The following is a 17,393-nucleotide window of genomic DNA, read 5'->3' as shown; positions in this document are numbered from 1 at the left end:
GCACGTGGGAATCGGTAACCCCAGCGCGATGCCGAGCGAGCTCGGCACCCACCGGGTGGCGTATCAGCGGACTGCCTTGACGTTCAGTTCGTTGATCATCTGCTGGGCGGCCTTCTCGGCAGCCAGCTGCAGGGCATTGGTACGGGCCACGGTTTCATTCGGGCCGGTGCCGGAGAACTGCACCGGGCCCACCGACGACACGGTGCGCGGGAAACGACCGGTCACGTCCAGCACCTTGCCGGTGACCGTGACGAACACGCGGGTGTTGCCGCTGGCCGGATCGCGGTCGCGCATGCCGACGTCGAGGGTACCGACGGCGATGTAGGGGATGTTGGCCGCTCGGATGCCGTTGGCGGTATCGCGCAGGGTGGCGGCAGACAGGTCGTTGCCGGTGCTGAAGTCCTTGCGGATGCGCTCGATGCTCAGCAGGCCGCGCGATTCGCCTTCCACGTACTCGGCTTCAACCACTTCGTAGCCGGCGGCGCTGAAGGCACCGGTCATCGCGGTGTTCACTTCAGCGGCGTTGGCCACCTTCCAGCTGATGTTGTCGCTGCGCTGGGTGGTGCTGCCACCGCTGGTGACCGACACCGAACCGTTCTGGTTGATGCTGCCGTTGGTGCTGACCGAGTTGCCACGGAAGCTGTCGCCTTCACGGGTGTTCTCGCTGTAGCTGCTGCTGGCGTCGACGCGACGGTATTCCTTGTCCTGGAACGACTGCACGGTGTCCTGCGAGCGTGCCATGAACAGGAAGGTCAGCAGCGAACGCTGCGCGGCGGTGGCACCGGCCACGGCCGAACCTGCGTCCAGCTTGGTCTGCAGCAGCGTGGTGTTGATCTCGGCGCGGACAGTGACGGTGTAGGTCTTGGCCTTCTTGTCTTCGGTGTCCGACAGCGGTACGGCACTGAGCACATAACGGTCGATCTCGCCGATGAACTCGGCGCGGCGGGCTTCGAACAGGCGCAGCTTGGCCGCACCGGTTTCAGCGATGTACGCCTCCAGTGCATTGACCTTGGCCTTGTTCAGGGCCTGGGCACGGGTGTCGGCGCTCAGGCGCAGACCGTAGCTGGCCGAACCGGTACCGCGCGAACTCGCGGTCTGCGCGGCGACCGGGGAGGCCACCACCAGCGCGATGAGGATGAGCAGGATGGTACGCATCAACGACATGACTTGATCAACTCCTGGAGGGCTTGGGTCTGCTGCTGCAACGGGCGGCCGCCCGGCTTCTGTTCGTCCAGCCAAGCGCGCGAATCGGCACGCTTGGCGGCGGCGCCGGCGAAGGCATCGAAGCCGGCCAGCAGGGTTTCGTAGCTGGCCGACCACTGGTCGACCTGCCACTGCGTGACCGGCACCACCTTGGTGGCGCCCTTGCGCAGCGGCTGTTCGAAATAGACCTTGCCGGAGAAGGGCTCGGTCACCTTGGCGGTGAAGAATGCGCCGAACAGCATCGTCTTCATCGCCGGGGTTTCATTGATGACGCCGTTCTTCAGCGCATCGACCTGCACAGTGATGACGTAGTCCGGCTCGGGAATCTTCAGCTGGTAGACCTTGCCGTCGGCAAAGCGGGCGGCCATCGCACCACCGATCGCCTGGCCCGAGGCCGGCGGCAGCAGGCCGACGCCGGTATTGGACGACAGCGTCTTGGAAAGCTCATGGGCCAGCGTTGCACGCAGCGGGGTTTCCCACTTGGGGTCAGGCAGCTTGGCACGGACCGCGTCGGACAGGGTTACGCCACCGACCTGCAGGCGACGCACGGCGGCATCGGGCAGCTTGGCCTGGGCGAGACTGGCGGCCAGCACCTGCGACAGGCTGGTATCGGCGCTGCCGTACAGCAGATCGGCGACGATCGCGTCGATATCGTCGTTGTCCGGCCGGTAATCCTGCACGTCGATGCGCTGCAGGGTCAGCGGATAGGACGCGATCACCTGGCGCTCGCGGAAATCGAAGAACAGTGCCTGCAGGGCCACTTCCACCAGCACTTTGTACTGGTTGCCGATCGGCTCGACCGAGACCAGTTCGCGGTCCAGTGCGGCGGCCAGCACAGTCGCGCTGGTGGTGCCGTCGAGCATCGCCACCGGCTGGTCGATCAGCTCCAGGTTCGCCGGCGGCCGGCGCTTGAGCGCCTGCGCCAGGGTCTGGTTCAGCGGGATCAGGCCGCGCTTTTCCAGCACGGCATGCGCATGCGGCGTGGTCGCCTGCACGGCAGCGGCATCCGCGGTATAGGCAAAACCGGCCCAGTAGGCCTGCTGCGATTTGTCAGCCGCCTGCGCGGCCATCGGCCACACGGCCAGGCACAGGGCACAGGCAAGCAGGCGCGCAAAAGCGCGCGATGCGCTCTTCGTCCTTGAATACATCCAACCGCTCCTCGGTCAATACGCACGGAATGCGGACGCTGATGCGTCCGCTGGGCGCGAAACATAGCCGCTCAGGCGCCTGCCGACAAGTGCTGCGTTCGTCGCAGTCACTCCTGGGGCGGCAGTCCGGCCCGTTGGCGCAGCAGGCCCCGCTCCGCCTGGTTCTGGCTGAGTCTGGCGGCTTCGGCAAAAGCGTCACGTGCGTCGAGGTCGCGCCCCAGCGCCTGTAGTATCTCCGCGCGCACCACCTGCAGGGGCGCGTACTCGCGTAGTCGCGCATCCACCAGCAACGGCTGCAGCTGCGCCCACGCAGCGAACGCGCCCTCGCTGCGCAGCACCGCCACGACCCGATTCAAAGCGACAACCGGCGAAGGCATCACCTGCAGCAACTGGGTATAGAGCGAAGCGATACGTGGCCAGTCGGTGGCTTCAGCCCGACGCGCAGCCACATGGCAGGCGGCGATGCGCGCCTGCAGCACATAGGGATCATCAGCACCACCGGCGGCCAGCGCGCGGGCCAGCACCTGCTGCCCGCGTTCGATCTGCAGCCAGTCCCAGCGCGCGCGGTTCTGCTGGTCCAGCAGCACCGGCGCGCCCTGCGCGTCGGTCCGTGCCGCAGCACGCGATGCCTGCAGTTCCATCAGTGCCAGCAGGCCCAGCACCGGCGGCACCGGCAGCCGGTGCGCCAGGATGCGTGCGAGCCGCAGTGCTTCCTCGCACAGCGCCGGACGCATCCAGTCATCGCCGGCGCTGGCCGCGTAACCTTCATTGAAGACCAGGTAGATCGCCTCCAGCACCGAAGCCAGCCGCTCGGGCATCGCGTCCGCGCGCGGCACCTCATAGGGCACCTGCTTCTGCGCCAAGGTGCGCTTGGCGCGCACGATGCGCTGGGCGATGGTCGGCTCGGGCTGCAGGAACGCACGTGCGATCTCGACGGTGGTCAGGCCACCGAGCAGGCGCAGGGTCAGTGCCACCCGCGCATCAGCCGGCAGCACCGGATGGCAGGCCACGAACATCAACCGCAGCAGATCGTCACCCAGGTCATCCTCCAGCGCCTGGCTGTCATCCGGTGCCGGCAGCGCCGCTGGGTGCAGTTCCTCGCCCCACTGCGCATGCTGCTGCGCCACCCGCTGGTGTTGGCGCAGCACATCGATGGCACGGTTGCGCGCAGTGGTCATCAGCCAGGCTCCGGGGTTGTCCGGGATGCCCTGTTCCGGCCAGCGCTCCAGCGCGGCCAGCCAGGTGTCCTGGGCCAGCTCCTCGGCACGGCCGACATCGCCCCCGAGCAGCCGCGCCAGGCGCGCGATCAACACCGGCGACTCCATCCGCCAGAGGGTTTCCAGACGCTGCGTCAGTGCGGGATCGGGCATGCGCCGATCACAGCACGCAGGCCCGGCCCGCACAAGCGCCACAGCTCACGCTTCAACAATCGGCTTGAAGCCACCCCAGAACATGCGCCTGGTATCGAACGGCATGTCCTTCGGGCCCAGCGACGCCAGCCGCGGGTCGGCCATTACCCTGGCGTTGATGCGGTCGCGCGCCGCGCGCGAACGGAACACCACGAAGGCGACGATCACCGTTTCGCCGGGCTTTGCCTTGACCGCACGCGGGAACGAGGTGCTCTTGCCCGGTTCCACATCGTCAGCCACGCATTCCATGTACTGCAGCGCGCCATGGTCCTTCCACACCGCACCGGCCTTGCGGGCAAGGCGGCGGTAGGCCGCCACCTTGTCCTGTGGGCACGGCAGCACGTAAGCATCCACGTAAGCCATGAGGGTTCTCCCTTGCGGCGGCCGTCAGCCCGGCTCGCCGTCCATGTGTGCGATTTCCCAGAGATGGCCATCCAGGTCCTGGAAGCCGCGCTGGTACATGAAGCCGTAGTCGCGCGCCGGCTGCGGTTCGCTGGCGCCTGCGGCCAGTGCCTTGTCCACCAACTCGTCAACTGCCTTGCGACTGGGGGCCGAGAGCGCATTGATCACTTCCGTGTGAGTGTGCGCATCGGCAATCGGCTTGTTGGTGAACTGCTGGAAAAAAGGTTGGGTCAGCAGCATCACGTAGATGCTCTCACTGATGACCATGCCAGCCGCATCGTCATTGGTGTAGGTGGGATTGAAGCTGTAGCCCAACGCGGTGAAGAACGCCTTCGACTTTTCCAGGTCCTGCACAGGCAGGTTGACGAAGATCATCTGCGGTTGCGGTGCACTCATCGGTGAAGCTCCTTGTGGATGAAAGAAAGAGAGGAATCAGGGTTGCTTCATGCAGTTGACCATCCACGGTTTGCCGTAGCGGTCGATCAGCATGCCCCAGCGGTGCGCCCAGAACGTTTCGGCAATCGGCATCTGCACCTGGCCACCCTCGGCCAGTGCAGCGAACACGCGTTCGGCTTCTTCGATGCTGTCGACGTCGACATTGATGGTGGTCGAGCCACCCTCGCCACCGCCGGGACCGTCGGCCGCCATCACGATGGCGCTGCCGATTTCCAGCTGGCTGTGCGCGACGTGGTCCAGGGTTTCCGGCGGCATCTCGTTGCAGCCGGGCGACCCATCGGAGGGCGGCATGTCGCGGTACTTCATTTCCGAGGTGACCTGGCCACCCAGTGCCTTGGCGTAGAACGCCATCGCCTCATGGGCCTGGCCGCTGAAGCCGAGGAAGGGAATCAGTTTCATGGCAATACTCCGTTGTGCGGTTCAGGGCAGTAGTGCCGTGTCGTGCCCGGCAGGGAGATGAATCGGGTCAACCTTCCAGCTGTGCACGCAGACGCTGTTCCTGCTGCTGTAAGTCGGGGGTGAAGGCTTCACCGAAGTCTTCGGCGGAGATCAAGGGACGCAGTTCGAGCGTGCCGCCACTGCCGAACGGCGCACGGCTGGCCCACTCGACGGCCTCGTCCAGCGACCGCACCTCCCACAGCCAGAAGCCGGCGATCTGTTCGCTGGCAGGACCGAACGGACCGGCCTCGACCTTGGGTGCCCCGCCGCCGAAATGAATGCGACGGCCGCGCTGGGTGGCGTGCAGACCTTCACCGGCCAGCATGATGCCGGCGGCCACGAGTTGCTCGTTGAAGGCGCCCATTTCGGACAGTTCCTGTTCGCTGGGCATGCGGCCGGCTTCGGAGTCGGCGTTGGCCTTCACGATCACCATCACTTTCATTTTGGTCTCCCGTGGGACGCGTGGTGCGTGCCCTTCACTGGGTACAACGAACCAGGGGGCTGGGAATCGACACGTCTGTTGGGAATTCTTTTCTTGCGCGGAAAGCGCGCCTTCGGCGAGGGTCGGCGAACGGCGGAGCCCCTCCGTGGTGGGGTTGGGTTGGTCGCTGAAAGCTCGGGTTCATGGTTTTGGCCGGGTGGGGAGGCAGGGCAGGGGACGCTGCAAGTACGTCCATGTAAGCTCGGTCGCCGCATCCATGCGGCTCACGCCCCTGCCCTGCCTCCCCACCCGGCCTTGGACAGTTTCCTGCCTCCGGCACGCACCACGGGAAGATCAAGAAAAAAGGCAAAAGCAAAAGCAAAAACAACGGCGATTGGCTGGCGGCCTCGGCTTTGCGAGCGAAGCGATCCGCTTTTGCTCTTGTTTGTGATTTTCCGTGGTGGATCAGCTGCAGAGATCTGTCCAAGGCCGGGTGGGTAGGCGGGGCGGGGGTGTCCGCGGCATGGATGCCGCGGCCAAGCCCCCATGGACGGGTTTACGGCGTCCCCCGACCCGCCTACCCGCCCGGCCAACCGCCAGGAACCAGCTTTCAGCGACCAACCCAACCCCACCACGGAGGGGCTCCGCCGTTCGCCGACCCTCGCCGAAGGCACCGCCTCCCGCGCTGCAACATGCCCACGCGCAATCCTGCGCGATCATGGACACCCCGCCGCCGCCAGGACCGTCCCATGCAGCAGTACCTGCTTCTGATCTATATCGAGCCTGCCCTGCTGCAGGCCCTGCCCATCGAAGAATTCAACGCGCTGATGCGCGACTGCCTGGCCCATGCCGACAAGCTGCAGGCCGAAGGCACGCTGCTGGCCGCGCAGAAGCTGCAACCGGTCGACACCGCGCAGACCCTGCGCGTGCGTGATGGCCACAGCCGTGTATTGGATGGCCCGTTCGCCGAAACCCGCGAACTGCTGGCCGGCTTCAACCTGATCGTCGCCCGCGACCGCGACGAAGCCATGCGCATCGCCCGCGACTTCCCATGGGCGCGCTTCGGCAGCATCGAGGTGCGGCCGCTGGAAGACATGGACGCCGAGCGCGAGCGCTGCGGCGCCCCGGCTGCGGCTATGGCAGCAGCCGTACCCTGATCTCGCGCGGGCCGACGCCTTCGTTACCGCTGTAGTCGCGCACGCTGGCGCGCACGATGTACTCGCCCGGTGGCAGCGCCGCCGGCTGCCAGCGCCCGGTTTCCATCAGGCCATCACGCACGGTGTTGGTAGCCAGGTAACGGAACCGGGTCACCGCACTGCCATGCACCGTGATACCGCTGTCCGGCGCGTAGGCCACGCGCACCGCTTCCTTCTGCGGCGGCATGCGGTTGAACACGATGTTCCAGCGCGGCTGCTCGTAACCCTGCAGCGGCTGTCCGCCGGCATCGAGGATCTGGTAGCCCACCTGGTACATGCCCAGGCGACGACGCGGCAGGTTGTTGTCGACCTGGTCCCAGGCCTCGATCACGATCTGCACGCCACGCCCCTGCCGTGCGACCATCACCACGCCATCACTGCCGGCGGCCATCGGCTGGTCGTTGTCGTCCAGCAGTGCGACATCAGTGATGCGCGGTGCGAAGTGATCGGCGTAGTCGTGGAAGCCCAGCGCCACGGCATTGGTCTCGAAACCACCGGTACCCACGGCCAGGTGCACGTGCGCCTGGTTGTTGACGCTGCCCAGACGGTCGCCGACGTGGATGCGCATGCCGCGGCGCACGCGCATCCGCTCAAGCTTGCCCTGCTCGTCATACAACGCCTGCCAGCGCGCATCGTAGGGCTCATCGCGCGGGGTGCGGCCGACGCGCATGTGGATGTACTTGAGGCGGTCCACCGCCAGGCCCTCGGCCTGCTCACCCAGGTTCCAGGCGGCCACCGGGCTGCTGATCTTGCCCTCGGCAATCGCCAGTACGGTCTGGCCCACATCACCGCGCACGTCGAAACCGCCATGCAGGTGGTGGCGGCTCTCGCCGGTGAAGTTGCCGCGCACCTCACCCAACGTACCGACCACTTCATGCCAGCCGTCCTGCGGTGCCAGCGGCCAGCGGCCGCCCGTCTCCGGCAACGCCGCATCGGCAGCCGGGCCGACCAGTGCCGGTGCCGGCAGTTCGCCCACCGGCAGCGGGCGCAGGCGATGCAGGCGGTAGCTGGCGGCGTCGGCCACCAGCACGCTGCCGTCGGCGTCCATCGCCAGGCCACTGGGGCGGGCCAGGCGTGGCAGTCGACCGTTGCCGACCAGCGCGATCTGATGGCCCTGCGGCGTCACCTGCACGATGCGGCCATCCATGTCGCCCACGTACAGCACGCCATCGTGGGTGGTGGCCAACGACAGCGGCCCATTGATCACGCCACCACCACCCACCACGGTGCTTACCGTGCCATCGGCACCGACGCGGCGCACCGCGTTGTTGAACAGGTCGGCCACCAGCAACGCGCCCTGCGCGTCGAAGGCCAGTGCCACCGGCGTATCGAAGCGCGCAGCGGCGCCCGTGCCATCGGCCAGGCCCGGCCGATCGCCACCGGCCAGTGTGCGCACGTTGCCATCGGTACCGATCACCCGGATGCGGTCATTGAAGGTATCGGCCACGTAGACCTGGCCCTGCGCATCCACTGCGATGCCCATCGGCGCATCGAAGCGCGCCTGCGCGGCAGGTCCATCAACGTGGCCCTGTTCACCACCGGCCAGCGTGGTCACCTGGCCGTCGGTGCCGATGCGGCGGATGGCATGGTTGCCGGTGTCGGCCACATACAGGTTGCCCTGCGCGTCGGCGGCAATGCCCGAAGGCGTGTTGAAACTGGCCTGCAGTGCCGGGCCATCAACGCGCCCCTCGCCCTGCCCGGCCACCGTTTCGACGCGGCCATCGGGCAGGCGGCGACGGATCCGGTTGTTATCACCGGCATCAGTGAAATAGACACTGCCATCGGCACTGCGCAGCAACGCATAGGGATCGGCGAAGCGTGCCTGCGCGGACGCGCCATCGCGGTCACCCGGGTGGCCATCGCCGGCCAGCGGTTCGATCTGCGCGGTCCACGCCAGCGGCGTTGGAACCGGACCCGCCGGTTCAGCCAGCGTATGCAGCGGTGTCTCCCACCAGGTTGCGGCCAATGCCACTACCGTCGCCAATGCTACGCCTGCCGCCATCCATTGCCACCGTGCCATCGTGCTGCGCTGCCTGCCTGCTGTCCGAAGAGGCACCGACAATAGTCGCTGAACGCACGATCCGCCATGGTCAATCGTGCGGTCAAACGCCAGAGTTCCATCCACCGCGCTTGTTCTCGCTGGCTGCAGCGGGTTCAATGCGGTTCCCACGGATGGAAATCCTCCATGCCCCGCATCCTCCCCGTCGCCGCCCTGCTGATTGCCGCATTGGCCAGCACATCCGCCACTGCTTCGATCACGGTGGTACCGCAGAAGCCGTCCGTCACCGCCGATGCGATGCACCAGGCCTATGCCACGCGATGGGATGAAGCCATCCAGCAGTCGCGCAGTGGCAACACGCTGGGCGCGCTGATCGCGATGGAACGGCTGATGGAAGATCCGATGCTGGATGACTTCGATGCCGAACACCGCGGCCGCGCCGCGCAGGTGGCCGGCTGGACCGCAATGGTGCAGAAGAAGCCGGACCAGGCGCGCCGCTACCTGCAGCGCGCACAGGAAGCACTGCCGGACGACGCGCAGATACTGCTGACCCTGGTCTCGGTGGAACTGTCCGAGAACCAACCGGCACCTGCCACGAAGCACCTGGTGCAGGCGCTGAAGCATGCCGACGCGCCGTTGCCGGTGGACCACCACGCGATCAACTACCTGCAGTTCCGCCTGCGGGACCAGCCCCAGCAGCGCATGGAACTGCTGCAGGCGCTGTTCGACAACGGCTGGAAAAGCGGCGGCCTGGAACCCACCGGGCTGTGGCTGGCACTGGCCACGCTGCAGGCCGACAACGGCCGTGGCGACAGGATTCCCGCCACGCTGGCGCGCATCACCGGCCCCGCCGAGATCATCCGCCTGCGCAGTGACAAGCGGTTTGATCGCTATGTCGACCGCGCCGATGCCCGCTTCGATCCGGTGCAGGCTGCACAGAAACACCTCGACGAACTGCGGGTCTCCGGCCTGCTCGACCGGGCGCTGGACGCACGCATGGCCGAGTTCAGCAGTACGCTGCTGATGCTGGACCGCAACGAGGAAGTGCTGGCACTGACCGATGGCATGGCCGGTGCGGCGGCCGAAGGTGAGTCGCCCTCGGCGGCGGAAGCCGAATGGGTGGCATGGCTGCTCAACAGCCGGCTTACGGCGCTGCGCCGGTTGGGCCGTACCGACGATGCGCTGGCCACAGCCAGGCTGGCCGCACGCATCGGTGCGCTGGGCCCGGATGGTGCCGAGCACCAGTTCAACGTCGGCTTCGTGCTCAGTTCGCTGGGCCGCATGCAGGACGCTGCTGCCGCAGTGAATGACATGCCAGGCCTGGCCGGTTACGGCAAGGCGGCCCAGGCACTGCTGCAGTTCGCTGCCGCCCGCGAACGCGGCGATGCCCAGGCAGTGGAAGCCGCCCGCTCGGTGATCCTTGCCCAGCGCGACGACGCACGCCTGTTCCATCGCGAGATGCTGCTGGACGAAGGCAACCTGGACGGCGCAGCCGCAGTGCTGATCGAACAGCTGCGCTCCCCCACCGACCGTGGCGAGACGCTGGCCTCCCTGCAGGACATGCGCACCTACCCCTCGCTGCCCGGTGACGTGAAGATCGATGCGGCCTGGCGTGCGCTGAAGCAGCGCGCCGACGTGCAGGCCGAGGTGGCACGCGTCGGCCGCATTGAGCGCTACGACCTGGTCAGCGCTTCCACTTCGCGCTGAGCCGATTTTCTGTGGCGCTGAGCGTGGGCTCGGCACTACACCTTCCGCCTAGCGGGCTGGCACCTCGGTACGGATGCCCATCGCTTCGCGGTAGCGTGCGTACAGGGCCATCACCTTGTCCACATAGGCCAGGGTTTCGGCGTAGGGCGGCACGCCCTTGTAGCGGGTGACTGCACCGATGCCCGCGTTGTAGGCGGCCGCCGCCAACGGGCGATCGCCGTTGTAGCGGCGCAGCAGCGCGCGCATGTAGCGCGCGCCGCCCTCGATCGACTGCTGCGGCGAGAACGGATCGCGCACGCCATATTCCTGTGCGGTCTCCGGCATCAACTGCATCACGCCCTGTGCGCCCTTGGTCGAGACCGCCAGCGCATCGAAGTTGCTTTCGGCATGGGCAATCGCGCGCAGCCATGCGTCATCGACACCGGTGGCCTTGGCCGCGGCCTTGAACTGCTTGGCGTGCTGCGCCAACTGCGGCTTGCCGACCTTGCCCAGGCCTTCGTGGGCAGGTTCGCCCGGCGGCGTGGCCACTGTGAACTTCAGGAACACCCGCGAGCCGGGCAGGTTGCGGGTGGAGTAGACCAGCGCGCCATCCTGCTCGCGCTCGTACAGCACGCCGCTGAACACGCCCATGTTGCCCCACAGGTTCGGGGTCTGGATGGCGTTGTCGTCGATTTCCTTCGGGGTGCAGCGTGAACCGGGTTCCGGCGCGGTGGCCAGGCTGACGGTGTTGCCCTGCACGCAGCGGTAGACGGTGCGCGCGGCGGCCAGCCCGGGCCACAGGCTGGGCAGCAGCAACAGCGCAAGCAGGAGCGGGTGACGGGACATGGCGGCCGGATCATCCGGCCGCGCCCGCTAATGTTGGGTGAATGGGGGCCGGCAGGGCTGCGCCCTGCACCCGCGCGGGCACCGGCGCCGGCGGCGGTAGAGTCGACTGTCAGTCGACTATCGCGCGCAGCGCGGGGTTTTCCGGAAGCCCACGGGAGAGCAGTCGACTAACAGTCGACGCTTCCGACGTTCCCGATTTCGGCCTTGCCGCCCCCGCATCCCCGGTCATCTCGCGGTCCTCCGACGCACCCAATACCCCACGCCCAGCAGCACGAACCACACCGGGCTGGCGATCAACGCCTGGCGGGTGTCGGCCTGCAGGCTCAGCAGCACCAGCACGGCGGCGAAGAACACCAGGCAGGCCCAGCACATGGCAACACCGCCGGGCATCTTGAAGATCGACGCAGCGTGGCGTTCCGGGTAGCGGCGGCGATAGGCCATGTAGGCCACCAGGATCAGCGACCAGACGAAGATGAACAGCACCGTGGCCAGCGTCGTCACCAGGGTGAAGGCGGTCACCAGGTTCGGAATCAGGTAGATCAGCAGCGTGCCACCTAGCAGGCACAGGCACGAGAACAGCAGGCCACGGGCCGGCACGGCGGCGCGTGACAACTTCGACAACCCGCGCGGGGCATGGCCCTCTTCGGCCAGGCCGTACAGCATGCGGCTGGTGGAGAAGATGCCGCTGTTGGCCGAGGACGTTGCCGAGGTCAGCACCACGAAATTGATCAGGCTGGCGGCGGCAGGGATGCCGGCAAGGACGAACAGCTGCACGAACGGGCTCTTGTCCGGCACCACCTGACGCCACGGGGTGACGGCCATGATCGCGATCAGCGCCAGCACGTAGAAGATGATGATGCGTACCGGGATCGAGTTGATCGCCTTGGGCAGGTTGCGCTCGGGGTCGGCGGTTTCGGCGGCGGTGGTGCCGACCAGCTCGATGCCGACAAAGGCGAACACCGCAATCTGGAAGCCGGCGAAGAAACCGACCAGGCCCATCGGGAACATGCCGCCGTCGTTCCACAGGTTCGACAGCGACGCCGTGTGGCCGCTGGGCGAGGTGAAGCCCCACGCCACCAGGCCGGCGCCGGTGATGATCAGCGCGCAGATCGCCACGATCTTGATCAGCGCGAACCAGAATTCCATTTCGCCGAACAGCTTCACCGTCACCAGGTTCAGCGACAGCAGCAGCATCACGCACGCCAGCGCCGGCTTCCAGGCGTCAAGCCCGGGGAACCAGAACTGCGCGTAGGCGGCAATGGCGATCACATCGGCAATGGCGGTGACGATCCAGCAGAACCAGTACGTCCATCCACAGAAGAAGCCGGCCCAGGGGCCGAGCAGATCGGTGGAGAAATCGATGAAGGATTTGTACTGCAGGTTGGACAGCAGCAGCTCGCCCATCGCGCGCATCACGAAGAACAGCATCGCGCCGATGATCAGGTAAACGAAGACGATGGACGGGCCGGCCAGGCTGATGGTCTTGCCTGAGCCCATGAACAGGCCGGTGCCGATGGCACCACCGATGGCGATCAGTTGCAGGTGGCGGTTGGACAGGCTGCGGCGCAGGTGCTCGGGGGGCGTTGCGGGCTCGGTCATGGGCGCGGGCAAAAGGGCGGGCGAAGCGTTCGACGGTAGTCCTCCACAGGCCGGAGCGCCAGCGCCGGATGGGCCAATCCCGTCAAACTTCGCCGCTTTCATCACAATGTGACCGAATACCGGATTCATCCCATTCCGCCCGGCCCGGCGCCATGCTCAGATAGCCGCACCTGCCCAAGGATCGGCCCGACCATGCGCCCTGCCCTGCCCGCCCCGCTGGAGCCCCAACCATGAGCCGGCTGCGCGTGATCATCGGCGGCACCGCACTGGCGCTGCTGGCCGCAGCCGTGCCGATCGCGGTGATGGCCTATGCCACCTGGGACCGTGCGGTCAGTGTCGAGCAGCAGCGCCTGCGCGACATCGCCGGCCGCACCCTGCGCCGCGCCGACCAGTCCTACCTGGAAGCGCTGGCCGCGTTGAAGTCCGCCGAAGCCGGCGCCTACGATCCGTGCGGGCCGGACCACATCCGGCGCATGCAGACGCTGGTGATGACCTCGCCGTCGGTCGACCAGATGGGCTACTTCGAGGGTGGCAAGCTGCGCTGCACGTCGTGGGGCCCGTTCCTGTCCGACGTCAACCAGCCCAGGTCCGACCACGTCACCAGTGATGGCGCCGGCATCGCCGTGGATGTGCGCCCCGAGGCAAGCGGACGGCGCCAGGTCCTGTCGATCCTGTATGGCAACTACGACGTGCTGGTCGATCCGCGCCGCTTCGTCGATGTCATCGCCGACCCGAACGTGCGCCTTGCCCTGGCCAGCCCGGACGGCCGCCTCCTGGCCAGGCAGGACGGCATGGATCCGGCATTGCTGGAGACCCTGCTGCGCGCGCCCGGTGAGGGCCTGGACCACAACACCCTGTACGCCACCGCGCGCAACGAAGAGTGGCTGGCGATCGCAACCACGCCGCGTACCGCGCTTGCCGCGACCTTCCGCCAGCAGGCCTGGCTGTTCGTGCCGATCGGCGTTCTGCTGGCCGCCATCGGTGCCGGCCTGGTGATCTGGCTGTCGCGTCGCCGCCTGTCCCTGCGCGGCGAGCTGGCCACGGCGATCCGCCGCCGCGAGCTGTACCTGCACTATCAACCCATCATCGAACTGGATACCGGCATCTGCGTCGGCGCCGAGGCGCTGGTGCGCTGGCAGCGCCCGGATGGCACCCAGGTGCGGCCGGACCTGTTCATTCCGTTGGCCGAAGAGGCCGGCATGATCGCCGCAGTCACCGATCTGGTGATCGAGAACGTGGTGCGCGACATGCGCGAACTGCTGGTGGCCGACCGCAGCGCGCACATTGCGATCAACCTGGCCGCCGAAGACATCAGCAGCGGCCGTGCGCTGAAGATGATCTCCAAGCACATGGCCGGCAGCGGCATCCTGCCGCAGCAGATCTGGATGGAAGCCACCGAACGCGGTTTCCTCGATCTGGACCGCGCCCGCACGATGCTGGCACAGGCACGTCGGGCCGGGCACAGCGTGGCCATCGATGATTTCGGCGTCGGCTTCTCCAGCCTGCAGTACCTGGAGCAGCTGCCACTGGATGCGCTGAAGATCGACAAGTCGTTCATCGATGCGATCGGCACCGAGAGCGCGACCAGCCCGGTGACGCCGCACATCATCGACATGGCCAAGGAGCTGGGCCTGTGGGTGGTGGCCGAGGGCGTGGAGACCGAGGCACAGCTGGCGTACCTGCATACCCGGAAGGTCGAGTTCGCGCAGGGCTGGCTGTTCTCGCGGCCGCTGCCACGGGATGAGTTCGTGGCGTTCCACCACAAGCGGCAGCAGCGCTATGGCGCGGCGCGGGAGCACATGCAGAATCCGCGCAGCGTGCCGATCGAGCGTGAGGGAGTGGAGTAGGACGGCGAACGGCGGAGCCCCTCGTGGTGGGTCGCGTACTGCTATCCCAGGGCTGGCCGGGACGGTCGGGTTCGCGGGGGACGCCGTAAACCCGTCCATGGGGGCTTGGCCGCGGCATCCATGCCGCGGACACCCCCGCGAATCCGACCGCCCCGGCCTCTGACAGGTTCCTGCAGCGTCCCACCACGGAATCAACGGGAAAAGGCAAAAGCAAACGCGGGTCGCTGCGCTCGGTGGATCCACGCCATGCGTGGATGGCGGGGACCACGGTAGTGCCGGCCGCTGGCCGGCACCTCCGTAACGTTTGCTCTGGGCCTACGCCCAGGCCTTCGGCCGTGCCAGCAGCCACGCCACGCTCACCGCCAGCAGCAGCAACGGCAGCCATCCCAACGGGTTCGGGCCGCCCGCCTGCAGCAGCACACCCCCTGCAACGCCTCCGGCGGCGATGGCGAGGTTCCAGCCGGTCACCAGCATCGACTGCGCCAGATCCGCGGCGGCACCCGCACGCCGTGCCAATGCGGTCTGGAACAACGTAGGCACCGCACCGAAGGCCACGCCCCACAGGATCGTCGCCAGCAGCAGCGCGGTCGCGTCGCCCGGCCACAGCAGCAGCGCCAGCACCGGCACGATGAAGCCGATCACCGCCGCCCACACCAGCGTGCGCAGATGACGGTCCACGCCCCAGCCGGCAATGCCGATGCCGGCGATGGCGGCCAGGCCGAAGGCCAGCAGCAGGCGGTCCAGCCACGGGCCGGTACCGGCCTCCACCGCCAGCGGTTCGATGTAGGTGTAGAGCACGTTGTGCGCCAGCACGTACAGCACCATCACCAGCAGTGCACTGCGCACGCCCGGCATGCGCCACACCGTGCCCAGCGGTATGCGCCGGCCGGCACCGGCGGCGGGCAAGGCCGGCAGTGCCCAACGCGCATACGCCAGCAGCCCCACGCCCAGCACGCTCATCAGCGCGAATGCCCAACGCCAGCCGATCTGCTGGCCCAGCAACGTACCGGCCGGTACACCCAGTGACAGCGCCAACGGCGATCCGACCATCGCCACCGCGATTGCCCGGCCCTGCAACGACGGCACCACCATGCGCGCGGCGTAACCGGCCACCAGCGACCACAGCAGGCCACCACTCACGCCGGCCAGGAAACGCGCGGCCAGGATCAGCGGATAGCTGCTGCTCAGTGCGGTCAGCGTGTTGACCAGCACGAAGCCGGCAATCGCAGCGAGCAGCAAGGGGCGTCGCGGCAGGCGCTGGGTCAGTGCGGTCATCGGCAATGCGGCCATCACCGAGCCCAGTGCGTACACGCTGACCAGCTGGCCGACCGCCGCATCACTCACACCAAGGCTGTCGCCCATCGGCCGCAGGACACCGGCCGGCAGGGTCTCGGTCAGCAGAGTGATGAAGCCGCCACCGGCCAACGCCAGCAGGCCGGCCCATGGCAGGCGCGTGGCTTCGCCGGCGGGGCTGGCTGCATCGATGGCATGGCCGCTCATCGCACGGTCCCCACATCGGCATACACCGCATCGCGCAGTTGATCGACGAAGGCACCGTCCATGCCTTCGTACAGGGTGTTGGTCAGCGCCACCACGCTCAGCCCGCGCACAGGATCGACAAACCAGCTGTGCCCGTAGGCACCGCCCCAACGCCATGTACCTGCGTTCTGCGGCGTGCCGCTTGCGGCCGCATCGCGCAGCACCGCAAAGCCCAGGCCGAAGCCCCAGCCGGCCGGTTCCGGCGGCCCCTGCTCGCCGACCTGCGGGCTGGCCATCTCCGCTGCCAGTACGGGCGGCAGCAGGCCTGAACGCTGCACGTCACGCAAGGCTTCCAGCACCGCCATCACGTCATCGGCGGTACCGACCAGGCCGGCCCCGGCCGAGGGGAAACGGCTCGCATCGGTGGCGCGCGCGAGGCTGTATTCGATGCCGACCGTACCCTCGAACGGAGCGACCACCTCGCCTTCCTGCAGGCGATGCGGCTGCGGCGCGTCGCTTACATAGGGCGTGGCCAAGCGTGCCGCGGTGCGCGCAGCAAAGGCGGTGTCGCGCAGGCCCAGCGGTGCGGCCAGCAAGCGCTCGCACAGTGCCTGCAGCGTTTCACCCGTCGCTGCTTCGGCAACGGCACCGGCAACGTCCACGCCCAGCGAGTAGAGCCATTGGCTGCCCGGCGCGAACAGCAGTGGCGCCTGCGCGATGCGGCGCACGTTGTCGGCCAGGGAGAGCGGGTTCGCGTCCAGGCCATCGCTGACCCCAGCGCGCGCATACGGGCCGTCGGCATCGGCTTCGAGGAAGCGATAGCCCAACCCGCTACTGTGGCTGAGCAGTTGGCGCAGGCTGATCGGCGGCATGCTGCCGTCGGCCAGTGCCGGGCGGAAGTCCGGCAGCCAGCGCTGCACCGGCATATCGAGGTCGAGCACGCCCTCTGCTACCAGGCGCAGGATCACCGTGGTCAGCAGCGGCTTGCTCACCGATGCCAGCCGGAACAACTGGTCGCGCTGCATCGGCGTGGCCGTCTCGCGATCGGCCAGCCCGGTCGCGCGGGCGTGGCGCAGCACACCGTGCTCGCGCACCAGCACCACCGCACCGACCAGGCGCTGCGGGTGCACCTGCTGCAGCAGCCGCTGCACCGATGGCAGTGTCGGCGTGGGTTCAAGGGAAGGAGCGGCATTCATCGCGGGAATCCGTGGGGAGTGGCCCGCCACGTTAGGCAGCACGGCGCAGCGCAAAAAGCCGGTTGGCG

At 67.6% G+C, this 17,393-nt stretch carries 15 protein-coding genes; 3 read left to right on the top strand and 12 right to left on the bottom strand.

Translation table 11 applies throughout. The features are described 5' to 3' along the window. Positions 1-63: 63 nt before the first annotated feature. The 7 genes from AC5P9P_RS10020 to AC5P9P_RS09990 form a co-directional block, all read right to left on the bottom strand. Positions 64-1,164: a hypothetical protein gene (locus AC5P9P_RS10020; RefSeq protein WP_005407892.1), complete on the bottom strand. Its 1,101-nt coding sequence runs from the start codon at positions 1,162-1,164 to the stop codon at positions 64-66. Then, entirely contained in the window at positions 1,155-2,351 is a 1,197-nt protein-coding gene (locus AC5P9P_RS10015; RefSeq protein ID WP_033833696.1) for a hypothetical protein, read from the bottom strand. The genes AC5P9P_RS10020 and AC5P9P_RS10015 overlap by 10 nt, the downstream gene beginning before the upstream one ends. Positions 2,352-2,458: 107 nt before the next feature. Next, positions 2,459-3,721, bottom strand: a complete 1,263-nt coding sequence (locus tag AC5P9P_RS10010; RefSeq protein WP_049402666.1) for an RNA polymerase sigma factor — start codon at positions 3,719-3,721, stop codon at positions 2,459-2,461. Between the two features lie 45 nt (positions 3,722-3,766). Continuing rightward, complete coding sequence (locus AC5P9P_RS10005) at positions 3,767-4,123, bottom strand: DUF1428 domain-containing protein (protein ID WP_005407889.1); 357 nt, start codon at positions 4,121-4,123, stop codon at positions 3,767-3,769. 24 nt (positions 4,124-4,147) lie between these two features. Next, positions 4,148-4,558, bottom strand: a complete 411-nt coding sequence (locus tag AC5P9P_RS10000; protein WP_005415091.1) for a VOC family protein — start codon at positions 4,556-4,558, stop codon at positions 4,148-4,150. Positions 4,559-4,594: 36 nt separating this feature from the next. Further along, positions 4,595-5,017 carry a VOC family protein gene (locus AC5P9P_RS09995; RefSeq protein ID WP_005407887.1) on the bottom strand — a complete coding sequence of 141 codons (423 nt, stop codon included), beginning with the start codon at positions 5,015-5,017 and terminating at the stop codon, positions 4,595-4,597. A 67-nt stretch (positions 5,018-5,084) separates the two neighbouring features. Then, positions 5,085-5,498, bottom strand: coding sequence for a YciI family protein (locus AC5P9P_RS09990; protein ID WP_033833692.1), 414 nt, complete (start codon positions 5,496-5,498; stop codon positions 5,085-5,087). 728 nt (positions 5,499-6,226) lie between these two features. On the opposite strand from AC5P9P_RS09990, the gene AC5P9P_RS09985 reads away from it, so the two are divergent. Next, positions 6,227-6,634, top strand: coding sequence for a YciI family protein (locus AC5P9P_RS09985; RefSeq protein WP_010484148.1), 408 nt, complete (start codon positions 6,227-6,229; stop codon positions 6,632-6,634). On the opposite strand, the gene AC5P9P_RS09980 is transcribed toward AC5P9P_RS09985, so the two are convergent. Further along, positions 6,612-8,693, bottom strand: a complete 2,082-nt coding sequence (locus AC5P9P_RS09980) for a gluconolaconase (RefSeq protein WP_495232729.1) — start codon at positions 8,691-8,693, stop codon at positions 6,612-6,614. The genes AC5P9P_RS09985 and AC5P9P_RS09980 overlap by 23 nt on opposite strands. Positions 8,694-8,858: 165 nt before the next feature. Between AC5P9P_RS09980 and AC5P9P_RS09975 the strand changes: the two genes are divergently transcribed. Further along, positions 8,859-10,379, top strand: coding sequence for a tetratricopeptide repeat protein (locus AC5P9P_RS09975; RefSeq protein ID WP_024958636.1), 1,521 nt, complete (start codon positions 8,859-8,861; stop codon positions 10,377-10,379). Positions 10,380-10,427: 48 nt separating this feature from the next. On the opposite strand, the gene AC5P9P_RS09970 is transcribed toward AC5P9P_RS09975, so the two are convergent. Together AC5P9P_RS09970 and cycA are read right to left on the bottom strand one after the other, a co-directional pair. Beyond that, positions 10,428-11,204, bottom strand: coding sequence for a lytic transglycosylase domain-containing protein (locus AC5P9P_RS09970; protein WP_049433474.1), 777 nt, complete (start codon positions 11,202-11,204; stop codon positions 10,428-10,430). Positions 11,205-11,429: 225 nt separating this feature from the next. Then, positions 11,430-12,803, bottom strand: a complete 1,374-nt coding sequence (gene cycA, locus AC5P9P_RS09965) for a D-serine/D-alanine/glycine transporter (protein WP_049433473.1) — start codon at positions 12,801-12,803, stop codon at positions 11,430-11,432. A gap of 230 nt (positions 12,804-13,033) precedes the next feature. On the opposite strand from cycA, the gene AC5P9P_RS09960 reads away from it, so the two are divergent. Next, positions 13,034-14,650 carry an EAL domain-containing protein gene (locus AC5P9P_RS09960; protein ID WP_005412097.1) on the top strand — a complete coding sequence of 539 codons (1,617 nt, stop codon included), beginning with the start codon at positions 13,034-13,036 and terminating at the stop codon, positions 14,648-14,650. A gap of 315 nt (positions 14,651-14,965) precedes the next feature. On the opposite strand, the gene AC5P9P_RS09955 is transcribed toward AC5P9P_RS09960, so the two are convergent. Together AC5P9P_RS09955 and AC5P9P_RS09950 are read right to left on the bottom strand one after the other, a co-directional pair. Then, entirely contained in the window at positions 14,966-16,150 is a 1,185-nt protein-coding gene (locus AC5P9P_RS09955; protein ID WP_111108513.1) for an MFS transporter, read from the bottom strand. Beyond that, complete coding sequence (locus AC5P9P_RS09950; protein ID WP_495232728.1) at positions 16,147-17,325, bottom strand: serine hydrolase domain-containing protein; 1,179 nt, start codon at positions 17,323-17,325, stop codon at positions 16,147-16,149. The genes AC5P9P_RS09955 and AC5P9P_RS09950 overlap by 4 nt, the downstream gene beginning before the upstream one ends. Positions 17,326-17,393: the final 68 nt, after the last annotated feature.

The sequence above is a fragment of the Stenotrophomonas sp. YJH_SMC_14-1 genome, from assembly GCF_059372275.1.
Note: the sequence above shows the minus strand (reverse complement) of the source record. Positions and strands in the feature narration are given on the sequence as shown.

What these genes read in the sequence shown, in the direction of transcription:
- AC5P9P_RS10020 (WP_005407892.1), bottom strand. Translation starts at nt 1,164, where the DNA reads ATGTCGTTGATGCGTACCATCCTGCTCATCCTCATCGCGCTGGTGGTG.
- AC5P9P_RS10015 (WP_033833696.1), bottom strand. Translation starts at nt 2,351, where the DNA reads ATGTATTCAAGGACGAAGAGCGCATCGCGCGCTTTTGCGCGCCTGCTT.
- AC5P9P_RS10010 (WP_049402666.1), bottom strand. Translation starts at nt 3,721, where the DNA reads ATGCCCGATCCCGCACTGACGCAGCGTCTGGAAACCCTCTGGCGGATG.
- AC5P9P_RS10005 (WP_005407889.1), bottom strand. Translation starts at nt 4,123, where the DNA reads ATGGCTTACGTGGATGCTTACGTGCTGCCGTGCCCACAGGACAAGGTG.
- AC5P9P_RS10000 (WP_005415091.1), bottom strand. Translation starts at nt 4,558, where the DNA reads ATGAGTGCACCGCAACCGCAGATGATCTTCGTCAACCTGCCTGTGCAG.
- AC5P9P_RS09995 (WP_005407887.1), bottom strand. Translation starts at nt 5,017, where the DNA reads ATGAAACTGATTCCCTTCCTCGGCTTCAGCGGCCAGGCCCATGAGGCG.
- AC5P9P_RS09990 (WP_033833692.1), bottom strand. Translation starts at nt 5,498, where the DNA reads ATGAAAGTGATGGTGATCGTGAAGGCCAACGCCGACTCCGAAGCCGGC.
- AC5P9P_RS09985 (WP_010484148.1), top strand. Translation starts at nt 6,227, where the DNA reads ATGCAGCAGTACCTGCTTCTGATCTATATCGAGCCTGCCCTGCTGCAG.
- AC5P9P_RS09980 (WP_495232729.1), bottom strand. Translation starts at nt 8,693, where the DNA reads ATGGCACGGTGGCAATGGATGGCGGCAGGCGTAGCATTGGCGACGGTA.
- AC5P9P_RS09975 (WP_024958636.1), top strand. Translation starts at nt 8,859, where the DNA reads ATGCCCCGCATCCTCCCCGTCGCCGCCCTGCTGATTGCCGCATTGGCC.
- AC5P9P_RS09970 (WP_049433474.1), bottom strand. Translation starts at nt 11,204, where the DNA reads ATGTCCCGTCACCCGCTCCTGCTTGCGCTGTTGCTGCTGCCCAGCCTG.
- cycA (WP_049433473.1), bottom strand. Translation starts at nt 12,803, where the DNA reads ATGACCGAGCCCGCAACGCCCCCCGAGCACCTGCGCCGCAGCCTGTCC.
- AC5P9P_RS09960 (WP_005412097.1), top strand. Translation starts at nt 13,034, where the DNA reads ATGAGCCGGCTGCGCGTGATCATCGGCGGCACCGCACTGGCGCTGCTG.
- AC5P9P_RS09955 (WP_111108513.1), bottom strand. Translation starts at nt 16,150, where the DNA reads ATGAGCGGCCATGCCATCGATGCAGCCAGCCCCGCCGGCGAAGCCACG.
- AC5P9P_RS09950 (WP_495232728.1), bottom strand. Translation starts at nt 17,325, where the DNA reads ATGAATGCCGCTCCTTCCCTTGAACCCACGCCGACACTGCCATCGGTG.